The 21,149-nt window shown below is 66.2% G+C and carries 20 protein-coding genes; 4 read left to right on the forward strand and 16 right to left on the reverse strand.

The features are described from left to right. Positions 1 to 49 precede the first annotated feature (49 nt). The 4 genes from DW645_RS00175 to DW645_RS00190 all read left to right on the forward strand — a co-directional run bounded on the left by DW645_RS00175 (position 50) and on the right by DW645_RS00190 (position 5,303). Positions 50 to 1,765, forward strand: coding sequence for a L,D-transpeptidase (locus DW645_RS00175; protein ID WP_158568633.1), 1,716 nt, complete (start codon positions 50 to 52; stop codon positions 1,763 to 1,765). A 132-nt stretch (positions 1,766 to 1,897) separates the two neighbouring features. After that, entirely contained in the window at positions 1,898 to 3,319 is a 1,422-nt protein-coding gene (locus DW645_RS00180; protein ID WP_158568635.1) for an efflux RND transporter periplasmic adaptor subunit, read from the forward strand. Further along, complete coding sequence (locus tag DW645_RS00185) at positions 3,319 to 4,092, forward strand: ABC transporter ATP-binding protein (RefSeq protein WP_118225768.1); 774 nt, start codon at positions 3,319 to 3,321, stop codon at positions 4,090 to 4,092. Before DW645_RS00180 ends, DW645_RS00185 begins: the two co-directional genes overlap by 1 nt. After that, positions 4,089 to 5,303 carry an ABC transporter permease gene (locus DW645_RS00190; protein ID WP_118225769.1) on the forward strand — a complete coding sequence of 405 codons (1,215 nt, stop codon included), beginning with the start codon at positions 4,089 to 4,091 and terminating at the stop codon, positions 5,301 to 5,303. Before DW645_RS00185 ends, DW645_RS00190 begins: the two co-directional genes overlap by 4 nt. 211 nt (positions 5,304 to 5,514) lie before the next feature. Here the strand turns inward: DW645_RS00190 and cobK are convergent, their stop codons facing one another. Genes cobK through cbiD form a run of 16 tightly spaced genes read right to left on the reverse strand, consistent with a single transcriptional unit; the run spans position 5,515 to position 21,149 of the window. Next, on the reverse strand, positions 5,515 to 6,288 hold the full coding sequence (gene cobK, locus DW645_RS00195; protein WP_118225770.1) for a precorrin-6A reductase: 774 nt from the start codon (positions 6,286 to 6,288) through the stop codon (positions 5,515 to 5,517). Continuing rightward, entirely contained in the window at positions 6,285 to 6,926 is a 642-nt protein-coding gene (locus DW645_RS09980; RefSeq protein ID WP_199576404.1) for a precorrin-8X methylmutase, read from the reverse strand. Before DW645_RS09980 ends, cobK begins: the two co-directional genes overlap by 4 nt. Continuing rightward, complete coding sequence (locus DW645_RS09985; RefSeq protein ID WP_117639409.1) at positions 6,927 to 7,442, reverse strand: cob(I)yrinic acid a,c-diamide adenosyltransferase; 516 nt, start codon at positions 7,440 to 7,442, stop codon at positions 6,927 to 6,929. Continuing rightward, entirely contained in the window at positions 7,439 to 8,938 is a 1,500-nt protein-coding gene (locus DW645_RS00205) for a cobyric acid synthase (RefSeq protein ID WP_233540670.1), read from the reverse strand. The genes DW645_RS09985 and DW645_RS00205 overlap by 4 nt, the downstream gene beginning before the upstream one ends. Further along, on the reverse strand, positions 8,931 to 10,154 hold the full coding sequence (locus DW645_RS00210; RefSeq protein ID WP_158568637.1) for a histidinol-phosphate transaminase: 1,224 nt from the start codon (positions 10,152 to 10,154) through the stop codon (positions 8,931 to 8,933). The genes DW645_RS00205 and DW645_RS00210 overlap by 8 nt, the downstream gene beginning before the upstream one ends. After that, positions 10,151 to 11,125, reverse strand: coding sequence for an adenosylcobinamide-phosphate synthase CbiB (gene cbiB / locus DW645_RS00215; protein ID WP_118225773.1), 975 nt, complete (start codon positions 11,123 to 11,125; stop codon positions 10,151 to 10,153). The genes DW645_RS00210 and cbiB overlap by 4 nt, the downstream gene beginning before the upstream one ends. After that, positions 11,125 to 12,126, reverse strand: coding sequence for a histidine phosphatase family protein (locus DW645_RS00220; RefSeq protein ID WP_118225774.1), 1,002 nt, complete (start codon positions 12,124 to 12,126; stop codon positions 11,125 to 11,127). The genes cbiB and DW645_RS00220 overlap by 1 nt, the downstream gene beginning before the upstream one ends. Continuing rightward, on the reverse strand, positions 12,123 to 12,890 hold the full coding sequence (gene cobS / locus DW645_RS00225; RefSeq protein ID WP_158568639.1) for an adenosylcobinamide-GDP ribazoletransferase: 768 nt from the start codon (positions 12,888 to 12,890) through the stop codon (positions 12,123 to 12,125). The genes DW645_RS00220 and cobS overlap by 4 nt, the downstream gene beginning before the upstream one ends. After that, a complete protein-coding gene (locus DW645_RS00230; protein WP_118225776.1) occupies positions 12,887 to 13,435 on the reverse strand; it encodes a bifunctional adenosylcobinamide kinase/adenosylcobinamide-phosphate guanylyltransferase in 549 nt (182 codons plus the stop codon). Before DW645_RS00230 ends, cobS begins: the two co-directional genes overlap by 4 nt. Continuing rightward, positions 13,432 to 14,574 (reverse strand): nicotinate-nucleotide--dimethylbenzimidazole phosphoribosyltransferase, encoded by a 1,143-nt coding sequence (locus tag DW645_RS00235; RefSeq protein WP_117800204.1) that lies wholly within the window; start codon positions 14,572 to 14,574, stop codon positions 13,432 to 13,434. The genes DW645_RS00230 and DW645_RS00235 overlap by 4 nt, the downstream gene beginning before the upstream one ends. Then, positions 14,567 to 15,949, reverse strand: a complete 1,383-nt coding sequence (locus DW645_RS00240) for a cobyrinate a,c-diamide synthase (RefSeq protein ID WP_233540671.1) — start codon at positions 15,947 to 15,949, stop codon at positions 14,567 to 14,569. Before DW645_RS00240 ends, DW645_RS00235 begins: the two co-directional genes overlap by 8 nt. Next, the gene (gene cbiE / locus DW645_RS00245) at positions 15,946 to 17,418 is read right to left on the reverse strand and encodes a precorrin-6y C5,15-methyltransferase (decarboxylating) subunit CbiE (RefSeq protein ID WP_118225777.1); all 1,473 of its coding nucleotides are present in this window, start codon (positions 17,416 to 17,418) and stop codon (positions 15,946 to 15,948) included. Before cbiE ends, DW645_RS00240 begins: the two co-directional genes overlap by 4 nt. Further along, positions 17,406 to 18,149 carry a precorrin-3B C(17)-methyltransferase gene (cobJ, locus tag DW645_RS00250; protein WP_117765626.1) on the reverse strand — a complete coding sequence of 248 codons (744 nt, stop codon included), beginning with the start codon at positions 18,147 to 18,149 and terminating at the stop codon, positions 17,406 to 17,408. The genes cbiE and cobJ overlap by 13 nt, the downstream gene beginning before the upstream one ends. Next, positions 18,149 to 19,282, reverse strand: a complete 1,134-nt coding sequence (locus DW645_RS00255) for a cobalt-precorrin 5A hydrolase (RefSeq protein ID WP_118225778.1) — start codon at positions 19,280 to 19,282, stop codon at positions 18,149 to 18,151. Before DW645_RS00255 ends, cobJ begins: the two co-directional genes overlap by 1 nt. Beyond that, positions 19,283 to 19,972 carry a precorrin-2 C(20)-methyltransferase gene (cobI, locus tag DW645_RS00260; protein ID WP_118225779.1) on the reverse strand — a complete coding sequence of 230 codons (690 nt, stop codon included), beginning with the start codon at positions 19,970 to 19,972 and terminating at the stop codon, positions 19,283 to 19,285. Continuing rightward, positions 19,965 to 21,149 (reverse strand): cobalt-precorrin-5B (C(1))-methyltransferase CbiD, encoded by a 1,185-nt coding sequence (cbiD, locus tag DW645_RS00265; protein WP_233540672.1) that lies wholly within the window; start codon positions 21,147 to 21,149, stop codon positions 19,965 to 19,967. The genes cobI and cbiD overlap by 8 nt, the downstream gene beginning before the upstream one ends.

Consider the following 21,149-nt stretch of genomic DNA (forward strand, 5'->3'; position numbering starts at 1 on the left):
AGTAAAAACACGATGAGCCGCAAGGCGAAATCCGAAGGATATGCATACGATGTCGCAAAACGATCGAACTCAACTGATTCCCGATCCGCAGCAGCCGAGCAGGCACACCGGCGGCGTTCAGTCGCCGCGTCCTATCGCGCCGAGCCGCGGTCAGCAGCGAGGTGCGGCAAACGTTTCCCAACGTCCGAACAAGCAGCATCAGCAGCGCCAGGCAAATGGCAATGCGCCCAAGCAGCCCCCCACGCACGCTCGAGGCGATCGCGGCCCCGCACGCAAACCCGCCGAGAACAATAAGTCGGGCAAAAAGACGACGCTCTTTGTCGTTCTGGGTCTTATCGTCATTGTCTATATCGTAGGCGTTGTAGCGTTTTCGCAGGTAGCCTACCCCAACACCACTATCGCCGGCGTCGATGTCTCGTTCTCCAACGCTTCGTCTGCCGCCACCAAGGTCAACTCGGCTTGGAAGCACTATAAGCTCACCGTGACAGGCGATGATTTTAGCTGGACCTATCAGCCCGAGTCCGATGAGCCCATTGTCGACGGCGAAGCTGCCGCAAAAGAGATTATCAGCCGCAACGAAGCCATTGTATGGCCGGTTCGCCTTGTAGAATCCTTAAGCGGCAAGACCAAAACAACCGCTAGCTCCAACGAAGTCGATCTTGATCAAGACGTCGACCTGTCCATGCTCTCCGACACCTTTGACCAAAAGCAGTTTGAGAAGGATCTGGGCGCCGCCATCGACGAGTTTAACGAGGGGCGTTCGGGCGCGTTCGAGGCCAATAGCTCCTATGACGAGCAGGCCGGCAAGTTTACCGTCGAGAAGGCGCGCTCCAACGAAAAACTCAACCGCGAGCATGTCATTAAGTATGCCGAGCTCGAGCTTGCCTCGCTGGCCGAGACCGTAGATCTTTCCAAGCTCGGCAACGATGCCTATGAGCCGCTCAATGGAACGCTGACCGATGATCAGATTCAGTCCGCATGCGATGCCGCCAACAACTTCTTGGGCGTCAACGTGACCCTCAAGCTCAACGGCGAGGATGCCGGAAAGGTTGATGGCAGCTCCGTGTTGCAGTGGATCAGCTTTGCCGATCCTGCCAACCCCACGCTCGATACGTCGCAAATCAGCAGCTGGGCAGCCGAGCTCGCGAACGGCTTTAATACCGTGGGCTCCACTCGCTGGTGGACGCGCGCCGATGGCAAGCAGTGTGCCGTCGAAGGCGGTGACTTTGGTTGGTCCATTGACAGCAGCTCGCTCGCCAAGCAGGTCGAGGACGCCATTAACAACAAGCAGACCGGCGAAATCGAGATCAAGTACTCCCAGAAGGCCGACACCTTTACAGCAAAGGGAGAGCCCGACTGGAAGGCGTATATCGACGTCGATCTGTCCGAGCAGCACGCGCGCTACTACGACGAGAACGGTAATATCGTTTGGGAGGCCAACTTTATTTCCGGCAAGCCGGGAGAGGACGCCACCCCCGAGGGCGTATGGCAGATCAACAGCAACAATGGCGCCAGCAAGCTTATCGGTGCCAAGGACCCCGAGACCGGCAAGCCCAAATACGAGAGCCCGGTCAGCTATTGGATGCCGTTCGAGGGCAATATGGTCGGATTCCACGACGCCACCTGGCAAAACGACAAGAGCTTCGATAATGCCGAGTCGTACAAGTGGTGCGGCAGCCACGGTTGCATCAACCTGCGCCTGGCCGATGCCAAGGCGCTGCACGATTGCATCAAAGTCGGCCTGTGCGTGGTTGTCCACTCGTAGTGCAACGCGCGCATTCATACAACGTGGAACTGCTGCGACCAATCTAACAATTCCGAAAGATACCGTCCTATGCGCCTGCCCCAACCGGCGGGCGCATATACTTATCAAGGTTCTTTCTATAAAGGAGACGCTATGCCGAATGTCCCCAACATCACCCCGGGCCCGGATGATACCGAGCACACGCCCGAAGGTGCCACCGAAACGATTCCTCTGATTACAAACGTACATGCCGACAAGCAGAGCGAACGCACGAACGATACGGCCGAGATTTCCGATGAAGAGGCGTACGCCAAGCTCAAGGCAAAACGTGCCGACCGTCGACGCAAAAAGCTGATTCGACGCGGTATTGCCGTCGGCGTCGTAGGTGCCATCGCGCTCATTGCCATTGTCGCAACCCTGGTTATCAATGCGCAGCCACAGGGCGCTAGCGAGCCGGTAACCGACATGGTGACCGAGGGCACGTTTAGCACAACGGTCGAGGCGAAAGGCCAGCTCAAACCCATTTCGTCCTCAGTGGTCTCCCCTTCTGTCGACGGCACGGTCGATTCGATCAACGTGCAGGCGGGCCAATCCGTCAACGAGGGCGACGTGCTCATGACCATTAAAAACGACGAGCTCGATCGTAACGTTGCCGAGGCGCAGCGTGCAGTTGCAGCCGCTCAAGAAGACCTCGCCAACGCGCAGAAAGCCGCAGCTGCCGCGCAGGCCAACCCAACGACGGACGTCGACGGAGGTTCCGCAGCGGCTGGCATCTCCGCCGCATCAGCGGACACGAACGCCGTATCGGCCGCTCAGCGCAGTCTCGCATCGGCCCAGGCAAACCTCGATCAGGCGAACGCCAAGGCCGCCAGCCGAACGGTCACGGCCCCGAGCTCGGGCAGCATCGTGGAGCTCAACGCCAAGGTGGGCGCCACGGTAACAGGCGGAATGATCATGGGCGAAGGCGACACGAGCGGCGGCAAGCAGTGCATGCAAATCGCCGACCTGTCCAAGATGAAGGTGACGGTTCAGGTGGGCGAAAAGGATATCGCCAAAATTGCCGTGGGCCAAAGCGCCAACGTGACCTATCCCGCGTTTCCCGATATCGTGAGTCAAGGCACCGTCACGGCTATCGCCTCGGTGGCAAACTCTGACTCCGGCTCCGGTAGCGGCGGCAGCGTGACCTTTAACGTCGACATCCTCATCGAAGCACCCGACAGTCGCCTCAAGCCGGGTATGACTGCCGAGGTCTCGGTAGTGACCGAGAAGCTCGACGACGTGGTTATGGTGCCGACGATGGCACTCATGACCGAAGATGGCGAACACTATTACGTCAACGTGGCAACCGATGACGAGGGCAAGCAAACCCGTCGCGTGAAAGTGAACGTCGTGACGCAAAACGATAACGAAGCCGTAGTCGGCAAGACGCAGGTCAAGCGCGACGACCAGGGCAACGAAATCAACCCAGACGTCCCGGTTACCAAGCTACGCGACGGCGACACCATCGTGACGGATACCGGCACAGGCATGACGGCAGACGGCGGCGACAATACGTCTGCCGACGAGGGCATGTAATGCGTCCCGTCATCGACATCCGCAACGTGCACCGCATCTTCGAGAGCGAGGCCGGCTGCGCCCATATTCTGCACAACGTGAGCCTGGCGGTTGATCCCGGCGAGTTCGTCGCCATCACCGGCCCCTCGGGCTCAGGCAAGTCGACGCTCATGAACATCCTGGGCTGCCTGGACAAACCAACGGCGGGCGATTACTTCCTGCAAGGGCTCAACGTCGCCGAGCTCGACGATGACGAGCTCACCGAGGTGCGAGCGCTGAGCATCGGCTTTGTCTTTCAGAGCTTTAATCTGCTGCCGCGCCTGACGGTGATCGAAAACGTCATGCTGCCGCTGTCCTACACCAATGTGCCGCGCAGCCAGCGCGAGATGCGCGCCGTGCACGCGCTGCAGGCCGTCACGCTGCCCGTCGACCACTGGGACCACCGCATATCCGAGCTCTCGGGCGGCCAGATGCAGCGTGTCGCCATCGCGCGCGCTCTTGTCAACGATCCACCCATCATTTTGGCCGACGAGCCAACGGGAAACCTGGACTCCGCCACGGGAGCGCTCGTCATGGAAACCTTCCACAAGCTCCAGGAGCGCGGCAAAACCATCGTGCTTATCACACACGACCCCGGCATCGCCGCCGAGGCCGACCGTGCCGTGACCATCCGCGACGGTCGCATTCACGACGGCGCGTATATTCCGCATGCACCGCGGACCCTACGCAGCGCCGTAGATAGCCTGCCCATGATTTCCGCCTCCGCCAACCCGCCGAAAGGAGTGATGGCATGAGCGCGCGCGATCTTATCCAGGAAGCCCTTCACTCGCTCGAGGCCAACAAGGGGCGCAGCCTGCTCACCATCCTGGGCATTGTCATCGGCATCGCCTCGGTCATTGCCATGACTTCGCTCATCGGCGGCATCCAAAACAGCTTGGTCAACAGCCTGGGCCTCAACGCAGCTCGCATGGTTCAGATCTATTCGTCCCAAGAACTCTCTGATTCTGACGTCCAGAAGCTTCAAAAACTGGTACCGCAGATAGAACAGATCGGCATTGTCAACAGCGCGTATACCGAGTACAAGACCGGCGATAAAAGCTATACCGTCATGGCACAGGGTGTCGATAGCGACATGCTCGACGCCGTGGGTGCCAGTAAGCTCGTTGCGGGGCGCACCTACACCGATGTCGAGTCAAAGGCAGGCTCGCGCGTGGCGCTCATCAGCCGCGGCGGCGCCGATCAGCTTTACGGCAACGAACAGGATGCGCTGGGAAAAACCATCAAAGTGTCCAACGGCGAGGTGCAGATTGTAGGCGTGATTGATGGCGGCAGCGACTCCATGGGCTCGCTCACTTTGTATATGCCACGCGAAACCATCTCCGGCCTATTTGGCGACGAGAATCCTTCATTCCCCAGCGTGACGGCACTTGCCGCCGAGGGCACGGACATGGATGAGCTCTGCAAGACCATCGAGTCCAAGGTGCGCGCGATGAAGGGCATCACCGAGGATGATGAGTACGACAGTGTATCGGCGACCTCCATGAAAAGCGCTATCGACTCCCTCAATTCCTTTATGGGCGCCTTCTCGCTCATCATGGGTGCTGTCGCCAGTATCTCGCTGCTTGTCGGCGGTATCGGCATTATGAACATGATGCTCACCAACGTGACTGAGCGCATCCGCGAGATCGGCATCCGTCGCGCTCTGGGCGCCAGTCGTCGCGATATCACCGCGCAGTTTTTGGCCGAGTCCTCGGCGCTGTGCGTCACCGGTGGCCTGCTGGGTGTCCTGATAGGCTATCTGCTGGCCTGGGGCCTCGCGATGTTTGCCTCCGGATCCGGGATTCTTGGCGAGCTCGGTGCCAGCGGGCAAATCACACCGAGTTTTTCAATCGCCACGGTGCTGCTGGCCTTCGCCGTCTCCGTCGGCATCGGCGTAATATTTGGCTTCTACCCCGCTCGACGCGCGGCAAAGCTCGATCCGGTGGAGTGCCTACGCTACCAGTAAGCCACCACCAACAAGTTGCGGTGAAATAGGGACTGAATATGCTATCTAGCAGCAAAAGCAGACACTAATTCACCGCAACTTATTGAAGGGCTGCTTGCGCCAGTTCCGGGCGTCGTCCTCGAGCTATTGGCGGATGACGGGCTTGTACGGGTCGGGCTTGCTCGAGGCGATCCTCCTCGCGGGCGGGAGGGCGCGCAGGCGCGGCGAGCGCCTAGCGCGCGAACTCCCGTAAGAGCGCGTCTTCCACTTCCCGAAGCGAAAGGGCCCCGCCTCCCTCGGCGGGACGGGTGACCACGATACAGCGCGCTCCCACGGCGCGCGCTGCGGCGAGCTTCTCGGCCGTGCCGCCTACGGTTCCCGAGTCCTTGGTCACAAGCCACCGGGCGCCCACCTGCCGAAGCATCGCCTCATTGAGCTCGCGGGTGAAGGGCCCCTGCATGCCGATGACGTGCGACGGCGAAAACCCCGCGTCGATGCACTTCGTTATAGCACCGGGCAGCGGGAGCACACGCACGAAGAAGCGCTCCGCGAAATCGGCGACGTGCGTGTAGGGAGCAAGCTCCTTGCTCCCCGTCGTGAGAAGAACGCGACCCGGGTTCTCGGAGAGAAAGCGCGCCGCGCAGGCGATCGACGCGACCGGCACGACGCCTTTGGGCAGCGCCTCGACCGGGCGCGCAAGGCGCAGACATCGTGCACCCACGACGAGCGAAGCGGCCCGGATGTTGTCGCTTGCGAGCGTAGCGAAGGGGTGCGTGGCGTCGACGACGATGCGCGCGCCGGAAAGCTCGCGCTCCATGTCGGCATCGTCGAGCCTGCCCGCATGCACTTCGATGCCCGGAAGCTCACCCAAAAGCTCGCCTCCGTACTCGGTTGCCGCGTAGGCACGGGCGGGGATGCCCGCCCCGCTCGCCCATTCACACAGAAGGCGGCCCTCGGTGGTGCCGGCGAAGATGCGCAGCGCCGGCACGGATGCGGGGGCCGTCACTTCGCGCCACCCGTGCGCGTGATCTGGTAGAGCAGCGCGTTCATAATGGCCGCCGCCACGGTCGAGCCGCCCTTGCGACCCCTCGCGACGATGGCCGGCACGCGTCGCGCGAGTAGCTCCTCTTTCGCCTCGACCACGTTCACAAACCCGACCGGCACCCCAACGACGAGCGCGGGCGCGATCTTCCCCGCGTCCATGAGCTCGGCGAGGCGCAGAAGTGCTGTGGGAGCGTTGCCGACGGCCACGATGAGCGGACCCTCGATGCCGCAAGCTTTGTCCATGCTCGCAACGGCGCGAGTCGTGCCCGCGGCGCGCGCAGCCGCGGCGACATCAGGGTCGGCCATGAAGCACACGGCCTTGCAGCCGAGCTTCGCGAGCGCGGGCTTGCTTATGCCTGCGAGCGCCATGTTCGTGTCGGTGAGCACCGTGGCCCCTGCGCGCAGTGCGTCGAGCGCACAGTGCGCGGCGTCATGGGTGAACACGAGGGAATCGGCGTACGAGAAGTCGGCAGTGGTGTGGATGACGCGCTTCACGACGGGCTCTTCGAGCGGCGGGAACGTGCGGCCGCCGAGCTCTTCGGTGATGATCTCGAAGCTGCGCCGCTCGATGTCGCCGGGCGCCATCTCCTTGGAATCCATCTAGTACTCCACTCCTTCCCTTGCACATATCCCCTGCTCGTAGGGATGTTTCTCGCACCGCATCTCGGTTATGTAGTCGGCCTTCTCCACGATCTTGCGGGAAGGCGCGCGCCCGGTGAGCGCTACTTCGACGCCGCGCGCGGACATATCGAGCGCGCGGTCCACGAGTGCCTCGTCGACAAGCCCCTTCGAAAGCGCGTCGAGCGCCTCGTCGAGCACGAGCAGTCCCTCTTGCGCGCCCTCGAGCTCGGCGAGCGCGGAAGCGAGGTTCCCATCGTGCAGCTCGCACGTCGCGGCAAGTTCTTCCGACGTCATCGACCAGGTAAACTTGTCCGACGCCTTCCCCGCGAACACGGGCACGCCGAAATGCTCGGCGAGCAGGCGCACCTCCCCGCTTTCGCCGTCTTTCAGGAACTGCACGACGACGACGCGGCGGCCTGCAGCGAGCATGCGAAGGGCGAGGCCCATCGCCGCCGTGGTCTTGCCTTTGCCGTCGCCATGATACACGTGGATCATACGCCCTCCTCGATAATGCGGTAGACATACTCCATGTCGAGCGCCCCGCGCACGACGTCGGCCAGGCGGTCAAACTCGCGCGCACGGTGATCGGCTGCGGACGCCGCGCCCGCAGCACCCACGACGCTCTCGGGTAGGCCGCGCATGCGCGCGAGCGAGCGCGCGAGGGCGAGCGCCACCCCCGGTTCGTCGAACAGGCCGTGGAGATAGGTTCCGAACACGTTTCCGCAGGCCGCGCCTTCCGGTTTGCCGCCAATCGTGCCCGCAGGAGCGCAGAAGACGGTCGTTTCGCCGTCGTGAATCTCGTACCCGCGCGCCGTCATGCCGTTCCACACCGAGAACGCGCCTTGGGCGCCCGTGATGCGCAGCTCCGACTGGGCGAGGCGCTTTTCCTCCTTGAACACCGTACTTGCAGGGATGAGCCCGAGCCCGCGCGCGGTGCCAGCGCCTTCCCTGCCGTGCGGGTCGGAAAGCTCGTCTCCCAAAAGCTGGTAGCCTCCGCATATGCCGAGCACCGGCGTGCCCGCGCCCGAAAGCGCGCGTACACAGGCTCCGATGCCGCTAGCCGCAAGCCAGCGCGCGTCGTCGAGCGTAGTCTTCGAGCCGGGAAGCACCACCAGGTCGGGTCGGCCCAGATCGGTCGTCGAGGAAACGTAGCGCACGCCCACGCCGGGCACGCGCGAAAGCGGGTCGAAGTCGGTGAAGTTCGACAGATGCGGAAGACGCACGACGGCGACGTCGATGACGCCGCGCGCCTCGCGGGCAGATAGGCGCGGCGCGAGCGAGTCCTCGTCGTCCAGGTCGAGCGTAAGATACGGCACGACACCCACGACGGGAACTCCGCACATCTTCTCGAGCGGGGCCAAACCCGGGCGCAGGATTTCCACATCGCCGCGGAACTTGTTCACCACAAGCCCCCGCAAAAACGCGCGGTCATCGGGCGCAAGGAGCGCGACCGTGCCGTAGAGCTGGGCAAATACCCCGCCCGGGTCGATGTCGCCCGCAAGCAGCACGGGGGAGGACACGGCGCGCGCGAGCCCCATGTTGACGATGTCGTTTTCGGCAAGGTTGATTTCGGCGGGGCTGCCGGCGCCCTCGATGACGATGACGTCGTTTTCCTCCGCGAGCGAATCGAACGCCTCCAAAATCTGCGGCATGAGCGCCTTCTTTCGCGCGAAGTAGTCCCTCGCAGCGAAGGCTCCCTGCGCCTTGCCGGCCACGATGAGCTGGCTTCGGTGGCCGCTTTCGGGCTTGAGCAGGATGGGGTTCATGCGCACGTCGGGCGCGATGCCGCACGCCTCGGCCTGCATGATCTGGGCGCGCCCCATCTCGAGCCCGTCGGCCGTGACACCGCTGTTGAGTGCCATGTTCTGGCTCTTGAAGGGAGTCACGCGCAGGCCGTCCTGCGAAAGTACGCGGCACAGCCCCGCCGCAAGCAGGCTCTTCCCCGCGTTCGACATGGTGCCCTGGATCATGATGGGCTTGGCCCTACCCACGGGTATCGACCTCCTTCGCCGAGCCTCGGCCATCCGCGCCCGCCATAGCGCCGCTGAAAGAAGCGCCGCCCCGTTCGTCGGGTTCGCCTTCGCCCGATGCACCTTCCGCCCGAAGCACGCGGCTGAACGCCATCGCAAGCCGGGCATTCTCCTTGCGCGTGCGCACCGCGACGCGGCACCAGAAACGGGACAGTACCGAAAACGAGTCGCACGTGCGGACCAAAACCCCCTGTTTATACAGGCGCTCGGGGATGTCTTTCGCCGGCGTGCGGACTAAAAGGAAGTTCGCATCCGACGGCACGACGGAAAGCCCGAGCGAGGAGAGCTCGTGGGAAAGCCACGCTCGCTCGCCCGCCAATACATCGCGCGTGCGCGAGACGTATTCAATGTCTTCCAGGGCGGCGATGCCCGCGGCCTCGGCGACCGAGGAGACGGGCCACGCCTGCCCCGCCCGGCGAATCCCCTCGATGAGTTGGGCGTTTCCGCTGATCAGATATCCCAGCCGCAAGCCCGCCATTCCGTAGAGCTTGGTGAACGCGGAGAGCACGGCCACATGGCGCGAACACGCGGCGCGTGCGGCCACGCTCCTTTCGCGGGCGTCGGGCGCAAATCCGAGGAAGCACTCGTCCACGACGAGCAGCGCGCCCACCTGCTCGCAGCGGCAAGCCGCGGCATCGATCACGCTGGGGTCGACGAGGCGCCCCGTAGGGTTGTTCGGATTGCAGAGGTACGCCACGTCTCCCGGCCCCTCGATCGCGCGGGCGAAGGAGGTGGGCACGTCGAAGTCGTCCGCTTCGGAGAGCGGGAACTCCTGCACGCATGCGCCGTAGTACGATGCCGCCTCCGCATATTCAGAAAACGTCGGCGCGCACACGACGATGCGCTTCGGGCGCACCGCCGCGGCGAGCCGCCAGATGATGTCGGACGCGCCCGCGCCGCAGACGATAGTATCTTCGGGAATGCCCTGGGCGCGCGCTAGGGCGCGAACGAGGGCGAGGCTTTCCCTATCGGGGTAGGCGTCGATTCGAGAAAGCGCCTTGCAAGCTGCGGCGACGGCGCGCGGCGAGGGGCCTGCCGGATTCACGTTCACCGAGAAGTCAATGAGGTCGGAGGCGCCCCCTTCGCAAGCGATGCCGAGCGATTGCCAGCTGCCCCCATGCGCACGGGCGCGCAGGATCCCCCCGTCAGCCCGGGGCGCGGCGTGGTCTTCCCTCATAACATCGCCCCCACGGCGAGCACGACCACCGCGCGCACAGCGCCGAAGACGACGAGCGCGCATACGGACGCGGCGAGCATGAGCCTTGTCGCCCGAACGATGTCGCCCCACTCGATTTCGCGGGACGCATCGCCTATCGTCGGTTTCTCAACGAGCTTGCCGAAATACACCGCGGGTCCTGCCAGGCGCAGCCCGAGCGCGCCCGCGCACGCTGACTCGGTCTGCGCCGCGTTCGGGCTCGCATGGCGACGCCTGTCGCGGCGCCAGATGCGCGCCGCCCCGCGCGCGTCGAGCCCGACGATCGGGCACACGGCGATCATGAGCAGGGCCGATAAGCGCGAGGGGATCCAATTCACCGCATCGTCGAGGCACGCCGAGGCGCAGCCGAAGTCGATGTAGCGCTCGTTTTTGTAGCCCACCATGCTGTCGAGCGTGTTCACCGCCTTGTACGCCATGCCCAAGGGCGCACCCCCGATCATAAGGTAGAAAAGCGGCGCGATGACACCGTCGCTCGCGTTCTCCGCCACCGTTTCCACGGCGGCGCGCGCGACGCCCTGCTCGTCGAGAACAGACGTGTCGCGTCCCACGATGAGCCCGACGGCTTCGCGCGCCGCGACAAGGCCGCCCTTCGAGAACGCGCGGGCAACGGCCAGGCTCTGGCGGCGCAGCTCGCATGCCGCGAGAATCTGATAGCTCGCCCATGCCTCGGCCACGAAGCGCAAGCCGGAGTGAACCATGCCGCAAACATGCAGGATTCCCCAGGTCAAAAGCCCACACGTAAGCGGAAGCGCCACGGCGAGCACAAGCCCTGCGGCGCGCGTGCCCGCGGACGTTTGCGGGAATGCGCCCCGCAGGCGGCCTTCGGCCCACGTGATCGCGCGCCCCATGGCGACGACGGGATGGGGAAGCCAACGCGGGTCGCCGAAGGCAAGGTCGGCCGCGAACCCGGCGGCGACGGCAAGAATCGTCATCACCGGGCATCGCCCCCCGAAGCGGGGCGAACGTCGCGAAGGCAGCGCCCATCCCAGGTGGCGGCCCATGCGCCGCCCGGCTCGGTATGCACGTCGAAGTATCCCATTTTCGGGACAGCTAGCTCGGAGAGCAGCGCTTTCACGGTACCCGCGTGAACGACGAAGACGGCGCGCCCACTCCCCTGGGCGCGCTCCGATTTGCATGCCTCCCGAAACGCCGCGACGACGCGGCGGGTGAAATCGCTCTTGCCCTCGCCATGCGGGCAGCGCGTCTCGCACCAGGAGTCTACCCAGGCGCGGTAGCGCGCATCCTCTTTAAGCTCGGCGGCGCTTCGCCCCTCGAAGTCGCCGAAATCCATCTCGCGCAGACCGGGGCACGCCATAAGCTCCGCGTTCGGGAAGAGGATGCGCGCCGTCTGGTCGGTTCGGGCCATGCCGCTCGTGATAACACGGAACACGTCACGATCGCACGCGAGGTCGCGCAAAGCGCGCTCGCCCGCGCTCGACAGGGGCTCGTCGGTGCCCGCCCCGCTGTAGCGATGGTCTTCCGTGCCCGCCGTGGCACCATGGCGCACGAAGACGACTTCCAAAGGCGCGCCCGCGCCCTGCGTCCCTCGAGGCGCATCGGCAAGGTTTCCTTTGATGACCTGGGGAATCCCGCACGTCATGCGCACGACGACGTCGGCGCGCGCAGCGAGCGCGCATCCCAGGCGCCCCGCGCGCTCGCGCCATTGGGCGTCTTCCGCACGCATGGGGACGACCCCCGAGCCGACCAAGGGCAGAATCACTGCGTCGAAGCCGATCAGCCGCTCGAGCGCCCGGTCAGCGTCGAGCGCGCGTACGAGTTCCTCAGCACGGTATGCGACGCGGCCGGCAAAAGCCGCGGGCACGACGCCCTCCGCAAGCTGCGCCGCGTCGACGAAATCGTCCGCCGCGAACCCGAGCTTTTCACGCACGAAGGTCCTCTTCCCCGAATGCGCGCCACCTACCACGAGCATCATAGGAGCATGCCCCCCACCACCAGCATGGCAAGCATCGCGAGCTCGGCCCATTGCAGAAACCATCCGGCCAAATCCCCCGTCACCCCGCCGAAGCGGGACAGGGCAACATGGCGGTACCACGCGAGCACCAAAAGCCCCGCCACCGCCATAAAGGCGCCGACGGCCTGAGCGCACGCGACCATCCCTGCAGCCGAAGCCGCAGCGAAAGCGCAAAGCGGCACGACGATCGCCGCGCGCTTCTTCGCAGGCGAGAGCCCCGCGGCCATGCCGTCCGCCCGCGCGGCAGGCCAGCATTCAACGGCGAGTCCCGAAAGCGCGCGGGAGAACACGAGCGAGCACAGAAGCGCGAGGAACGCCTCCACCGTAAGCGGCAGCGCGGTGAACAGGGAAAACTGCAGAATAAGGTACACAACAACACCGATGACCCCGAAGGCGCCCGCCCGCGGATCGTGCATGATCTCGAGCTTTCGCTCGCGCGGGGCCCAACTTGCAAGCGCATCGGAGGTGTCGCAGAGCCCGTCTAGGTGGATGCCTCCCGTCACCGCCACAGGCAGCGCCGCGAGCACGGCCGCGACGATGGTCGCGGGCACGCCGAGCAGGTTCGCCACGTGCCCCCACGCCGTCATGAGGAAGCCTTCCGCAAGGCCCACCAGGGGAAACGCGGCAAGTGCATGGGTTGACCCGAAATCGGTCCAGGCCGATTTCGGGACGGGGATGCGCGAGAACGTTCCGAACGCCGCGCCGATTGCCTCTGCTATCTTCACCTTGTAGGTCCTTCGCCTTTCATCCACACGGGAATCCCGCATACCACTTCGACTGCATGGTCGGCCAGCGCCGCCACGCCCGCGTTCACGCGCGCGAGCGCGCGCCTCCATGCCTCGGTCCCCTCATCGTAGCGCATCTCATCGGCGAACACGTCGACGGTGACCACCACCGTATACGCAGCGGCCTGAGCGAGCCGTTCGATGCCTCCGAGCACCTCGGACGCCGCAGCGTCGGGGTCACGTGGGGACAAGCCGCCTTCCGCGAAAAGCTCGTTCGCAACCAGGTTGCCCACGTCCTCCAAAAGAAGCGTACAGCCGCGCGGAAGCCCGGACACTGCGGCGCCCACGTCACGCGTGCGCTCGAGGGTGGAAAACCCCTTGCCCTCGCGCAGCGCCCGATGGCGCGCGATGCGGCGGGCGCCCTCTTCCCCGAAGGGCTCCATCGTTGCCAAGTACACGCGGGGGCCGTCGTGCCCGAGGCACAGGGACTCGGCGTAGGCGCTCTTACCGCTCGCGGCGGCGCCGATGACGAGCGTCACCGTCATTTCCCGGCCTCGAAATGCTCGTAAGCAGCCATGCCAGTCGCCGTGAACGTCTTCCCATCCCGGTACACACGCAGCGCCGAATCCAGAAGGGGCAGATACGCCATGGCGCCCGCGCCCTCGCCCAAGTGCATGCCTGCGTCGAGGGGTGCCTTTATGCCAAGCTCGCGAAGGAGCTCCCGGCTTGCGGGTTCGCTTGATGCGTGGGTGCCCACGAGGTAGCCCAAGGCGTTGGGGCACAGGCGCGCCGCGCACAGGGCCGCCGTGCAGGATATGACCCCGTCGAGGAGCGCCGGCGCCTTCGAGGCCGCGGCCCCCAGGTAGAAGCCGCACATCGCCGCGATGTCGAAGCCGCCCACCTTCGAGAGCACGTCGATCGGGTCGGCGGGATCGGGCGAGTTCGCGTCGATAGCGCGCTCGACCACGTCGCGCTTGCGCGCGAGCGAGGCGTCCGAGAGCCCCGCGCCGCGCCCGACAAGGCTCCGCGCGTCCGCCCGGATGAGCACTGCGGCCACCGCCGCCGAGGTGGTCGTGTTGCCGATGCCCATCTCGCCCGCGGCGAGAAGGCGCACGCCGGCGCGGGCAAGCCCGCACGCGACGGCGATTCCGACCTCGATCGCGCGCACGGCCCCATCGCGAGACATAGCGGAGCCGAGAGCGATGTTGCCGCTCCCCCGCCGCACGTTCGCGCGCACCATGCGCGCGTCTTCTATGCCCCGGGCCATACCCACGTCGACGGGCACGACCTCGGCACCCGCGAACGCCGCCATGCGGCAGGCGCTCGCGGCCCCCTCGCACATGTTGCGCGCGACGGCTCGCGTCACATCTTGCCCGCTTTGCGACACGCCTTCGGCAACGACCCCGTTGTCGGAGAAGAATACCGCGAGCGCACGGGGAAACTCGGCCACCTCGGCGCTCCCCTGAGCTGCGGCGATACACGCGACGGCGTCTTCAAAGTCGCCCAATCCCCCCAAGGGGTGCGCGATGGAGTCCCACGCGGCGTACGCGGCGGCACGGGCGCACTCGTCTGCGGGCGCGATCCGGGAAAGCGCGGCTTCGAGCACGGCGCCCGGCGCCGACGAGAACGCGCGCTCGACTTCCTCGCGGATGCAGGCAAGCGCGGTTTCGGTTGCTTCAGCCATGCCGCCTCCTCTCTGCGAACGACGCTGCGGCAGACGCGAACGCGCGCGCAACGTCGGGGTTCGCAGGATAGTACACATGCGGGAAGCCCGCCACCAGGGACGGGGTGGTCGTCATGCACGGCCAGCCCTTGTCGCGCCGGGGCTTCTGCGCCCAAAAGTCGCCGCCCGGGCAGGTGGACTGCCAGTAGTGGAACTCGTGCGCGCGGATGCGTGTGCCGCGCGGCCCGTAGAGCCCGTCGCGTTGGGAAGTGAGCTCCACGTACCCGAAATGGGACAGCCTTCCCCCGTTCTCGCTTGCGCCCTCAAGGGCGCCCGCAACAGGCCAGCGCCACCCCTCGCTATCGGCGATTTCGCGCTGCAGGTACAGAAACCCACCGCATTCGGCGACCGTCGGCATGCCGGATTCCACCGCGCGCCGCACCGCCTCGCGCATCGACACGTTCTCGGAGAGCTGCCGCGCATGGAGCTCCGGGTAGCCGCCCCCCAGATAGAGGGCGCTTGTCCCCCGGGGCAACTCGCTATCACACAGGGGGCTGAAAAAGGCCAGCTCGCAACCCAGGTCCTCGAGCGCGCGCAGATTCTCCTCGTAATAGAACGAGAACGCCTCGTCACGCGCGACGGCGACGATGGGCCGCGCTCCCGCGATCGGCTCCAACCGGTAAGGTTCCTCGCGGATATCGGGTGCCGTCGCCGCTATTTCGAGCAAGCGGTCGACGTCGATGCTCTTTTCCACCAGCTCGGCCATCTTGTCGATGCGCGCGGAGAGCTGCTCGACCTCGTCGGCGGTCACAAGCCCCAGATGCCGGCTTTCGAGCGAGAACGCCTCGTCGGCGGGGATATTCCCCAAAACCGCGACGCCCGTGTGCTTCTCGATCGCAGGCGCCGCATAGGCGCAGGCAGCGGCGCTCGTCTTGTTCAGCACGACGCCGCGCACGTTCGCACAAGGCAGGAACTCGGCGATGCCGCGGATTACAGCGGCGAGCGATAAAGACGCCCCGCGCCCGTTCACCACTAAAACGACCGGCGTTTCCGTGTCGCGCGCAACCTGGTAGCTGCTCGCGTCGGCCACGCCGGGCGCCATGCCGTCGTAGAAGCCCATAACCCCCTCGAGCACCGCGACATCCGCGCCCGCGACGCCGCGTGCGAGCAGGGCGCGCAGCGTCGGGGCGTCGGTGAAGAAGCCGTCTAAATTGCCCGAGCGCGCACCCACGACGCGGCGATGAAAGAGCGGGTCAATGTAGTCGGGGCCGCATTTGAAGGCCGCGCATGCAAGGCCGCGGCGCGCGAGCGCGCGCAGGAGCGCGCACGTGACGACCGTCTTGCCGCTCCCGCTCGAGGGCGCAGCGACCATGAAGCGCGGGATGGACGTACTCACCGGGCACCGCCTTCCCCGCCTGCGGCGTTGCAGTTAGCAAGCGAGACCACCTCAACGGATGGTTTCCCCTCGGTAGAGGGGTCCTCCCCGACAGGCGACTCAACAAGCGCCCCGACATCGGCAAGCTCCTCGGCATCCGCGCCCGCACCACGCGCGCTGACGAGGAACACGGGGTTTTGTGCCTTCATAAGATGGTGCGAGCCTACAGCCTCGGCACGGGCGGCCGACACCTGGCACGCCTCGAACCCCTTAAAGCGCGAACCCGAGAGGAGCGCGCACGCCTCGGTGAGCGTCTCAACGGTGACGCACGGCACGCACAGGCGAACCTGCGAGTTCTTCTCGAGCGCCGCCTCCACGATGGAGGGAAGCTCGCCCGCGCTCCCGCCGACGAACACGGCGTCGGGGACGGGCAGTTTCGCGAGCGCTTCGGGGGCAACACCGGGGACCGCATGCACGTTGCCGCACCCGAATGCATCCGCGTTCTCTCGGATGAGCCGCACGCCGGCCGCGTTGCGCTCGACCGCCCATACCGACCCCGCTCGCGCGACGAGCGCCGCCTCAATCGACACGCTCCCCGTGCCGGCGCCGACATCCCACACGGTGTCGGTCGCGGTAAGGCGCAGCTTCGCGAGCGCGACGGCGCGCACCTCCTGCTTGGTCATGGGAACGTCGCCGCGGATGAAGAGCTCGTCGGGAATGCCCGAGGAAGCGTACGGCCAGCGGGAGCTCGCGGCGCGGGATGCGCCCGCAGAGTCCGCCGCGAAAGAAGCCGCCGCGGGCGCAAACGCGCCGGCCGGCGCCTCGGAGGCTGCGCTAGAGTTCGCAGGCGACCCGGCGCAGCCTGCGAACTCGATAAGCATCACGTTCAAGTCGTCGAACGTCTGACCTGCGATTTCACTTGCGGTCGCGCAGGTGATGCGCTCGTCGGGGTACGACAGGCGCTCGGCCACCGTCACGCGCGCGTCCCCGAAGCCAGCCTGCACAAGCTCGCCCGAAAGCCGCGAGGGGTCTTCCCCGCCCGACGTGGCGAGGAAGAGCTCACCTGCGCGCTCGGCCTCGGCCACGATGTCGCACGCCACGCCGTGAGCGCTCGCGAAGCGCCAATCCTGCCATGGACGCGCGAGGCGCGCGGCGAGATACGACGCTGAGCTTATGCCGGGAATGACGCGCACGTCCACCTGCGCGTCGCCGGAGAGCGCCTCCACCAGGCGGCGCGCGCCGCTGAACAGCCCCACATCGCCCGTCATCACGACCACGGCGCGCTGCCACGACGCCGCATCGGTGAGCGCGGCGACGATGTCCGCCGTCTTCACGAGCTCGCATCTCACCACGTCGGGCGGCACGTCGATGCTGACAAGCGCGCGATGAGCGCCGATGACCACGTCGGCGATGTCAATCGCGTCGAGCGCCGCGCGCGAGAGCAAGTCGGGGTTTCCGGGCCCCGCCCCGATGATCGTTACCTTTCGCATGGAATCTCCCGATACCCGCGCGGCGTGACCATACGGCCGCCTACGCGCTTCGTGTCCGCGTTGCCGACGAACACGGTGGTGAACATGTCGGCGTCGAACTCCCCCAGCTCGGAGAGCCTGCACATGCCCGACTGCTGCCCCTCGCGCCCGATGTTGCGTACCCAGCCGCAGAGCGTGTCGGGGGCCTTCCATTCGAGCATAATCTTCGCCGCGCGCGAGAGCCTGTCGGCGCGCTTTCTGCTGCGCGGGTTGTACAAACAGATGCAGAAGTCGGCGCTCGCCACGGCGGCGAGCCTGCGCTCGATGACCTCCCACGGCGTGAGCAGGTCGGAGAGCGACACGACCGCGAAGTCGTGGGCAAGCGGGGCGCCGAGCACCGCCGACCCGCTCTGAGCCGCGGTGGCCCCGGCGATAACTTCCACGTCTACATCGGGGTAGTCCTCAGCAAGCTCCAGCACGGGGCTCGCCATGCCGTACACGCCCGCGTCACCGCTGCACACAAGCGCCACGGCTTCTCGGCACTGCGCGCGCGAAAGCGCCAGGCGGCACCGCTCGACCTCGTGCATCATCGGCGTCGCGAGATGCGCCGCGTCGGGCACGGCGGCGAGCGCGAGCTCCACGTATTTCGTATACCCCACAACGATGTCGGCCGCCTCGAGCGCGCGCCGAGCCGCAATCGTCATGCCGTCGGGGCCGCCCGGGCCGATCCCCACCACGAAGAGCTTTCCCATCACCGCTCCTTAAACGAAAGTTCGATAGTTACCTTGGAAAACGCGACGGTCACGCCGCCGTGAGCGAGCTTCGGGAAGATAAGTTTGCCCCCGCCCGCGAGCGCCGCGCGCTCGCACACATTGTCGACCCCCACCGTCGCGCGCACGAAATCAGATGGCGAAACGCTACCTTCGACCTGCGACAACTCCTCTGCGGAATACGTCGCAAGCGGAATCTTGCGCGCGCGGCAGAAGGCGAGCAGACCCTCCTCGTGCGCCTTCACGTCGATCGTCGCCGCCTCGCGCACGGCCGAAGGCGAGATACCCGCCTGCCCGCACGCGAGAAGAAACGCCTCCCCGATCGCTTCGGCGCACGCACCGCGACGGCACCCTATGCCCGCAACGATGCAGGGCACGACAAGGCGAAGCGGCTCGGGCGCAGGCGCCTGCGCCCGCACGCCCGCCGGCTTCCCCGTCTCACCGGCGGGCACGACATCGCCCGTCGTCTCCGCTGCGCGAACGGACGCACCTGCATTCGCGCCAGCGAACGGCGACACGACGATATCGGCCCGAGCGCGGTCGGACGCAATGTCAACCCCCTCAGGCGGCTGTCCCGAAATCGGCATGTCGGAATAGAGCGCCACGCGCCCGCCCGAAAGCAGCCGCGCCGACACTCGCTTGATGGCCTCGGGATTCGAAACGGCGAGCCCCGCACGGCGCGCCCACGTATCCACCGCCCACACGCCGCGGACGTCGGTCGCCGTGGTGATGACGGGGATGGCCCCTGCCGCGCGTGCCACAGTTTGCGCAAGCTCGTTCGCACCGCCCAAATGCCCCGACAAAAGCGAGACGGCAAAGCGCCCCGCCTCGTCGATGGCCACAACCGCGGGATCGTTTGCCTTCGAGGCGACATACGGCGCGATCGCCCGCACGGCGATGCCCGCCGCGCCCACGAACAGAAGCGCGTCCGACGCTTCCCACGCGAGCGCCGTCCATGCGCGCAGGTCGGCCTTCCCCTCGCCGAACCCGCGCGAAACGGAAACGTCCCAGCCAGGGTCATCTTCACCTGTCTGCGCACAATCGGAAAGCGCGCGTGCGGTGCGCTCCGCCAACGCATGCCCCCTCTCGGTGAACGCTATGCAGGAAACCCTCATCTAGCGCACCACCATCGTCGAGAAGTAGCTGCCCCGATCGGGCACATCGTCGACCGAGCGGTACACGCGCTCGCCCGGAAGCCCACAGTCCTCTACGAGCTCGGCACCGTCGAAGGCGCCCTCCTCGCGAAGGATGCGCTTCGTGTCCGCAAGCGAGCGGCGCGCCTTCATGACCACCTTCGTCCCCGGCCAGCCGAATGCGCGGCGCACGTCGTCGTAGCCGCCGGGCACGATGTGCAGAGGCGACGACATCTCGGGCGTGAGGTCGCGCTCGAGCGCTGCGGCGACCGCGCAGAAGCTCGGCACGCCGGGAATGGCGCGCGCCTCGAACCCGCAGGCGCGCACGTCGGGCGCTATGCGCTGGAAGGTGGCGTAGATGCTCGGGTCCCCCAGGTTCAGCAGCGCGACGTCGCGGACCGCATCCAGGTGCACGACAAGCTCGCGAACAAGCGAGGCATGCTCGGCCGTGCGGCGCTCGGCGTCGCGCGTCATCGAGAATCGCACGGGGATCACCGTCTTGCCTGTAAGGTCGACGGCGCCGCGCACGATGTCGAGCGCGACCATGGCCCCGTCCGCCGTCTGCGGTGCGGCGATGACCGGACACGATTCGATTGTGCGGACGGCCTTGATCGTGAGCAGCTCGGGGTCGCCAGGCCCCGTGCCCACCCCGTACAGCACGCCTTTACTCATACGTAGCCCCCAATTCCCCGATAACTGCATCGGCGCCCGACGTGCGGAAAAGCTCTCGGCGCTCGGCGTCGAACACGACCGCGGCGATGTCGCATGCGCCCGCCGCGCGGCGGCGCAACCTGTCATCGATTGCCGCAGCGAGCGAGGCGCGCGCAGCGTCCCCCACGCCGGCGGCCTCGATTACCTCGAGCGCCGCCGTGGTCGTGACCGACGACATGATCTCGCGCACGGTCTTCGCGCCAGCGCCGGCCAAGGCCGCGTGGGCGGCCAGAATCTCCGCGCGGCAGTCGGCGGTACGCGAATGGGTGTCCATGATGCCGCCCGCAACCTTCACCAGCTTGCCGATGTGTCCCACAAGAAGGACATTGGTAAATCCCTCGCGAACGCAGCAATCAATCGCATCGCCCACGAAGTTGGAGATGAAGACCACCGGCGCACCGTTTAGGTGGAAATGCCCCGAGATGAACTGCCCGCCGTAGTTGCCGGGCGTAAGCACGACTCCGCGTCGCCCCATAGCCGCATGCTGCCGGATCTCGAGCTCGATGCTGTCGCGCAAGGCAGCAAGGCTGCGCGGCTCGACGATGCCCGTCGTGCCCAGGATGGAAATGCCGTCCTCTATCCCCAGGTGCGGGTTGAAAGTCTTTTCGGCAAGGGCAACACCCTCGGGTACCGAAATCGTCACAGCAATATTTCCAGAAAAGCCGTGCGCGGCGCACACCTCGCGCACCGCCGAAGTGATCATCGCGCGCGGCGTCGCGTTGATGGCGGCCGCCCCCACCGGCTGCTCGAGCCCGGGCAACGTCACGCGCCCCACGCCCACGCCGCCATCGACGGAAACTTCCGATTCGCGCGCGGGCACGCCCTTGCTGCCCGCAGCGCCCGTGCCCGACCCCGCATGTTCCACGCGCGCGTACACGAGCACGCCGTCGGTCACATCGGCATCGTCGCCTGCGTCCTTTCGCACGGCGCACTGGGCGCACCCCTCGCCGATGCATGCGTCGACCACGTTCGCCTCGACGGGCAGCCCGCCGGGGGTGACGATCGACACGCGGCCGACGGGCTTTCGTGACAAGAGCATCTCGCAGGCCGCCTTCGCCGCGAGCGCGGCGCAGCTCCCCGTGGTGTAGCCGCAGCGCAGGCGGGTCGTCCCGGTATATATGTAGTGCTCGAAGGCCAC

Source organism: Collinsella sp. AM23-17 (genome assembly GCF_003470945.1).
In the GTDB taxonomy this organism is placed as follows: Bacteria; Actinomycetota; Coriobacteriia; order Coriobacteriales; family Coriobacteriaceae; genus Collinsella; species Collinsella aerofaciens_O.